Raw genomic sequence first — 5430 nt, 5'->3', positions numbered from 1 at the left:
TGGTCGGGCGCCCCGGACGGGCTTCCCCGTCGGTCACACATCCACAACAGGTTCAAGGGCCCCCATATTTCGTCAAGCACGCCCCAAGCACCCGCTCGACCTGCAAAGACAACCCAAAACGCCCCCCACGCAAGGGCTCGGGCCCACTTCCCCCGCCCCAAAAAAACTTCGAAACGATCCCCTGCACCCGGCATCCGAGCCCGCCGATCACCCCTGGCAGTGACCCAGACCACCCACACGACGGGGGTTCCGGCGCCCTTCCAGGCCCCCAGCCCCGCCCTGCCGGGACACGACCCCAACCCCTGCCAAGGGCGCCTGACCGGTGCTTTACGGGACCTGAACGCGAAGCAGGATGCGCCCCAGGGGGTCAACGAAGGGGCGGCCAACGCTGAGCGAAGCCTGACGTCAGGCCATTGGCGGACACCGCGACGCTCCCCACCCGCTCCTAGCGACGTGAGCAGGACTGCACGGACCGCTCGCCGGACCGACCCCGTCGCCAGGCCGCCCTTCGCGAGGGCTGGGCCTCCTCGGCGGGGATCGGGGGCGAAATCGGCCCTTGCGGTGCGCCGACGGCCTGCAGATCCCCTGAGGCCTCCTGGACTCCGCCCACGTGCCCGCGGGCCGCAACCCCTAGGCCCGATGCTTCAGATAGCCCCCGGGCCGGGCGCCGCCGGCAGTCAGACGTCAGACTCGCGGAACCTGCGGCGCAATCACTTCGATGCCGCCGTCCGGATGCGCGTGGCTAGCGAGGATCTGGACAACCGGTATGTGTTCCGAGAACTGGCGCTATGAGTACGCGGCGGCGCGCACGATCATGGCCGGGGACCAGTTAGACCCTCGTCGTCCGGCAGGCCCGACCAGAGCCCGCTGTCCGACCCGACAACCTCGCCCCAGCCTCCTTGCTGCTGGGCGGCCTACACCGAACTGCTCCTGACGGCCTGAAGAACCGCTGCTGGTCGTCCTACAACGACCGGCGAGGCCCAGCGCGCCAGTGCCTACGCCTCTACGAGGAGGGCAGCTTTCCCGCCAAGGGGGTACGACGCCCAACGCCGTCCGAGCTAAACACCTGACCGGCGGGCACGCTGGTACCCGTCACCCGTCACTCGTCACCCGTCACCCGTCACCCGACACGGCGATCGGCGGCGCCGCAATGGCCCCCACTCGCGATTGGACGACGCCCGCCAGCAACTGGCTGCGGCCGAGCACGCCCGCGAAGCCGTATTGAAAACGATGCAGCGGTGGACACCGAAGTCGAGCGGCAGCGGGTGCGCGAGGATCTCGCCACCAAGCTTCGGATCGAAGGCGGCCGCCGCGAGGCCGCCGAGACGGAACTGAGGTGCGCGCTCGATGAAGCGCGCCGACGCGGGCACCATGCGTGCGCATCTCGGCGGCGCCCTCGAACGCGCGGCCACAGCCGAGAGGCACCCGCTGGGGCAGGAAGACGCAGGCACCGAACGGGGCCCTCACCGGTCTCGGGTGTCCAGCGGGGGCTCTGCCACCCGCCTTGACCTGGGGTCCGCGTGCTGTTTGGCATGCCGTCTGCGTGAGTCCCGGACTGGCGCTGCTGCATCAGGAGCAGGTTCTCGACAGGAGACGCGGGACGGGCGATCCCACAGGTCACCGATGAGTTCGACCGACACACCGAGTCGTACACAGCGGACCTAGAACACCTGCAGAGGGAGTGCGTATCCGATGGCGCAAGTGATCTGCGACATGTCCATCTCGCTCGACGGGTACGTCACCGGCCCCAACGACAGCCGCGAGAACCCGTTCGGCGACGGTGCCGGGATGCTGCACAAGTGGATGTCCGACCAGGCGACCGACGAGGATCGGGCGATCTTGGAGCAGGTGGTCGAAGACTGGGGCGCTGTGGTGATGGGCCGCAAGTCGTTCGAAAAGAACGAGGGGGAGGGCGGCTGGGGCGGGGGCGGCCCGATGGGCGATGTCCCGTGTTTCGTGGTCACTCACCAGGCACCGACCAGGTCGTACCCGCCCGTGTTCACCTTCCTCACCGACGGGGTGGCCAGCGCGATCGGGCAGGCCAGTAAGGCGGCGGGCGACAAAGTCGTCGGGCTGCACGGCGCGACCGTCATGCAGCAGGCGCTACCGCTCGGCCTGGTGGACGAGATCCGCGTGCACGTGATCCCGGTCCTGGTCGGCGGCGGTACGCCGTTGTTCGGCGCGCTCGACTCCTCGATCACTCTCGAACGCACCCGCGTGATCGCGACCCCTGCGGCGACTCACCTCTCCTATCGCGTCGTCCGCTGACCGCCAGGGACGATGGCGGGCGCCGAGGGAGACCACGAGGTCGTTCCGGACTCCGCTCCGATCCGCTCCGAGTTCCGGCTCCATAGACCGGGGTCTACAGATAGCCGTTAGCGCTGAGAATGATCACGGCGTTCCGTTGGGGGATCCGTCATGGCTTGAGCTGGGCGTTCGCTCGTTCTCCGGGCGCGCGCTGCTTGGCGTGCGCCCGGTCGATGTCCTCGTAGGGCGTGGAGGTGCGCGTGCCGAGGCCCTGGTACGCGCCCTATCGGTCAGCGTGAGCAGTCCGGTGGCGGCCTGCGTCTGAACGAGGCCCGGGATGTGGGCTGCGGGCGGGGCGTGGACCGAGCCGCGCAGCGGCCCTGAAACTTACAGCCAGGCACCGTAGGTGCCGGTTGTTATCGGCGCTCCGCTCCTCAGGCGCCGGCGGCCGTGAGGAAGGCGTCCGCGACGGCCGTGCGAGTGTAGAGAACGTATCTGCCGCTGCGCCGGGCGGTGACAAGACCGGCCGCTCGCAGGGCGGTGAGTTGTTGGGAGACCGCGCCGGGTGAGAGCCGGAGGCGTCGTGCGAGTTCGGTGGTGGAGGCGGGTGAGGTCAGGGCGGTGAGCAGCATCGCCCGTGTCGCGCCGAGCACCCCGGCGAGCGCATCCGGTGCGGCCGGACGGTCGGTGGTCCACAGCAGGCCCACGCCGCGCGGCGGGTAGCGCACGGTGACCGGCCACACGGGCCCTGTCTTGACGAGAACGCGGGGCCAGGCGAAGGCCGACGGCACCAGAACGACGCCCCGTCCATCCAGCCGCTGGGCAGCGGAGTGGTGGACCAGCCGGATCGACAGGGTGTCACCGCGCCAGCGGATCGCGGGGTCGAGCGCGTTGAACAGCCGGGCGGGGCCGCCGTCGGTCTGCTCCCGCGCGCGATACAGCACGTCGGCCTCCAACAATGCCCGTACGCGCGGCCAGTCCTCGACCAGGGCCGCCTCCCAGAACGCGCGGATCTCTCCGGCGAGCCGATCCAGCCCGCTGGACGGGCGGGCGTACAGCTCCCGCAGCGACGCGGTCCGGACGCCGCAGGTCCGGTCCAGTTCGGCGCGTACTTCCTCCGCCGGGACGGCGCGCAGCGCGGCGAACTCGTCGTCCAGATCGGGGGAGGGGACGGCGGGCGTCGGGGCGAGGAAGGACGGCAGCGCCCGAGGAGGCGGCGGCACCAGCGCGTCCAGCAGCGCGATGCGTTCGGACGAGCGCAGTTCGGCGACGCGGGGCGCCGCTACTGCGAGCCAGGGCCGGTGCAGCGCATGCGCGGCGGGTTGCCGCAGAGCGCGCAGCGCGGCCACGCACTCCCACAGGGGTGAGCACGCGAACCGGGTGCGGGCCAGATCGCCCGTGGAGAACTCCAAGTCCAGCACGGGGCCTCCCAACGGATTCGGGCCAGTCTAAATCGATTCCGGCTCGGCCCTTCCGGCGATGACGCTGAGCGGCATGCCATACCGAGGTGTGTTCGCCATTCAGCCCTTCCGCCGTATCTTCGCCGCAGCCGCTATCAGTGAGATCGGCACCCAGATCAGTTATGTGGCCATTCCCTTGGTCGCAGTGGTGGCGCTGCACGCTTCGCCGGGTGACGTGGGGGTTCTCGCCGGTCTGAGTACGGTCGCGTTCCTGGTCATCGGACTGCCCGCGGGCGCGTGGGTGGACCGGATGCGGCGGCGCAGGGTGCTGGTGGCCGCGGATCTGGCCCGCGCCGTGCTGCTCGGCTCGATCCCGCTCGCGTGGTGGCAGGGCGTCCTGTCCATGGCGCAGCTGTACACGGTGGTGCTGGCGACCGGCGCGGCCACGGTGTTCTTCGACATCGCCAAGCTCAGCTACCTACCGCAGGCCGTGGGCCGCGGCCGCTTGGAGGAGGCCAACGCGCACCTGGTCGTCCTGGACGCGGCGGGGGACATCGGCGGGCGCGGCGCCGGCGGGTACCTGGCTCAGGCGCTGTCGGCGCCGGTTGCGGTCGGATTGGACGCGCTGACGTACCTGTGGTCGGCGGCATGCCTGCTCGGCATCCGCGGCCGCGAGCCGGCGCCGGCGCCGGTGCCGCGCGGGCGGCTGACCCACGACATCCGCACCGGCCTTCGCTACGTGCTCGGCCACCCGGTACTGCGGCCGATCCTGCTGGAGGGTGCCTGCACGAACCTGTCGATCCAGCTCACGGTGACCATGTTGCCGGTGGTGTTCATCCGCCAACTCGGATTCTCCGGCGCGGCGCTCGGCGGCTTCCTGGCGTCCGGCGGTGTGGGTCTGCTCGCCGGGGCGATGGCCGCGCGGCGCATCGGTGTTCGGCTCGGCCAAGGCCGCGCGCTGTGGGGAACCAGCCTGGCGCTGGCACCCGCCGGCCTCCTGGTGCCCTTGGTCGGACGCGGCCCCTGGGTGTGGCTCGCCGGAGCGGCCTGGCTGGTGACAGGGGTCAAGGTCGGAATCGACAACGTCCTCAAGGTGAGCTTCCGTCAGCGGATCACCCCGGGAAACCTGCTCGGCCGAATGAACGCCACGTTCCGCCTCCTGCTGATGGGAGCCCTGACGATCGGTGGTTTCCTGGCCGGGCTGATCGGTGATCAGGCAGGGCCGCGGGCGGTCCTGTGGCTCGGCGCCGCAGTCCCCGCCGTGTCATGGCTGCTGCTGTTCTTCTCCCCGCTCCGCCGGATGTCCGCCCTCCCGGACACCATCGGGCTTTCCGTCGCGGCCGTGTCGCCTGACCTGGATCGCGCCTGACCGTCGACCACTTGTCCGCCCCGACGTTGTCGGTCTGTAGGTGGTAGGTGATGCCAGCAGGATTCGAACCCGCGACCGCAATTCGGCTCCACCCTGCACCTTCTGCTATCGGCGATGTGACCCACGGCCCTATTGCCGCGCTGGACCCCCAAGAGTTCACCGAGCCGCGCCGCCTCCGCTGTGAGAAAGAAGGCGCTCGCGTCGCAGCGCCGCGCCCGCTAGAGGATTCGTGTTCCAGTTCTTCGACCTCGTGCCGGTCGCTGACCGCGCTGGAGAACGTCCGGCTCGTCGCCGAGCTCACCGGCCGCGAAACGGCGAGCGGCCCGCCGCCGCGCTCGCCGCTGGCCGCGGCTGCCTCCGCGTGGGCGGGAAGGTCGCGGTGTGGAACGGCGGCGCCCGCGGGGATCGTCCGCG

At 70.6% G+C, this 5430-nt stretch carries 5 protein-coding genes; 3 read left to right on the top strand and 2 right to left on the bottom strand.

Annotation, left to right across the window (positions count from 1 at the left end; genetic code table 11):
* Positions 1-1106: 1106 nt before the first annotated feature.
* Positions 1107-1373 carry a hypothetical protein gene (locus ABT299_RS52080; protein ID WP_500255402.1) on the bottom strand — a complete coding sequence of 89 codons (267 nt, stop codon included), beginning with the start codon at positions 1371-1373 and terminating at the stop codon, positions 1107-1109.
* Between the two features lie 319 nt (positions 1374-1692).
* Between ABT299_RS52080 and ABT299_RS52075 the strand changes: the two genes are divergently transcribed.
* The gene (locus ABT299_RS52075; RefSeq protein WP_500255401.1) at positions 1693-2268 is read left to right on the top strand and encodes a dihydrofolate reductase family protein; all 576 of its coding nucleotides are present in this window, start codon (positions 1693-1695) and stop codon (positions 2266-2268) included.
* A gap of 413 nt (positions 2269-2681) precedes the next feature.
* On the opposite strand, the gene ABT299_RS52070 is transcribed toward ABT299_RS52075, so the two are convergent.
* Positions 2682-3668, bottom strand: coding sequence for an ArsR/SmtB family transcription factor (locus tag ABT299_RS52070; RefSeq protein ID WP_500255400.1), 987 nt, complete (start codon positions 3666-3668; stop codon positions 2682-2684).
* Between the two features lie 58 nt (positions 3669-3726).
* Between ABT299_RS52070 and ABT299_RS52065 the strand changes: the two genes are divergently transcribed.
* Together ABT299_RS52065 and ABT299_RS52060 are read left to right on the top strand one after the other, a co-directional pair.
* Positions 3727-5016, top strand: a complete 1290-nt coding sequence (locus ABT299_RS52065; RefSeq protein ID WP_500255399.1) for an MFS transporter — start codon at positions 3727-3729, stop codon at positions 5014-5016.
* A gap of 229 nt (positions 5017-5245) precedes the next feature.
* Positions 5246-5430, top strand: a 185-nt coding sequence (locus ABT299_RS52060) for a hypothetical protein (protein WP_500255398.1), incomplete at its 3' end; no start/stop codon positions are given.

It is taken from the genome of Spirillospora sp. NPDC000708, from assembly GCF_040299565.1.
Classification (GTDB): Bacteria; Actinomycetota; Actinomycetes; order Streptosporangiales; family Streptosporangiaceae; genus Spirillospora.
Note: the sequence above shows the minus strand (reverse complement) of the source record. Positions and strands in the feature narration are given on the sequence as shown.

What these genes read in the sequence shown, in the direction of transcription:
- ABT299_RS52080 (WP_500255402.1), bottom strand. Translation starts at nt 1,373, where the DNA reads ATGGTGCCCGCGTCGGCGCGCTTCATCGAGCGCGCACCTCAGTTCCGT.
- ABT299_RS52075 (WP_500255401.1), top strand. Translation starts at nt 1,693, where the DNA reads ATGGCGCAAGTGATCTGCGACATGTCCATCTCGCTCGACGGGTACGTC.
- ABT299_RS52065 (WP_500255399.1), top strand. Translation starts at nt 3,727, where the DNA reads ATGACGCTGAGCGGCATGCCATACCGAGGTGTGTTCGCCATTCAGCCC.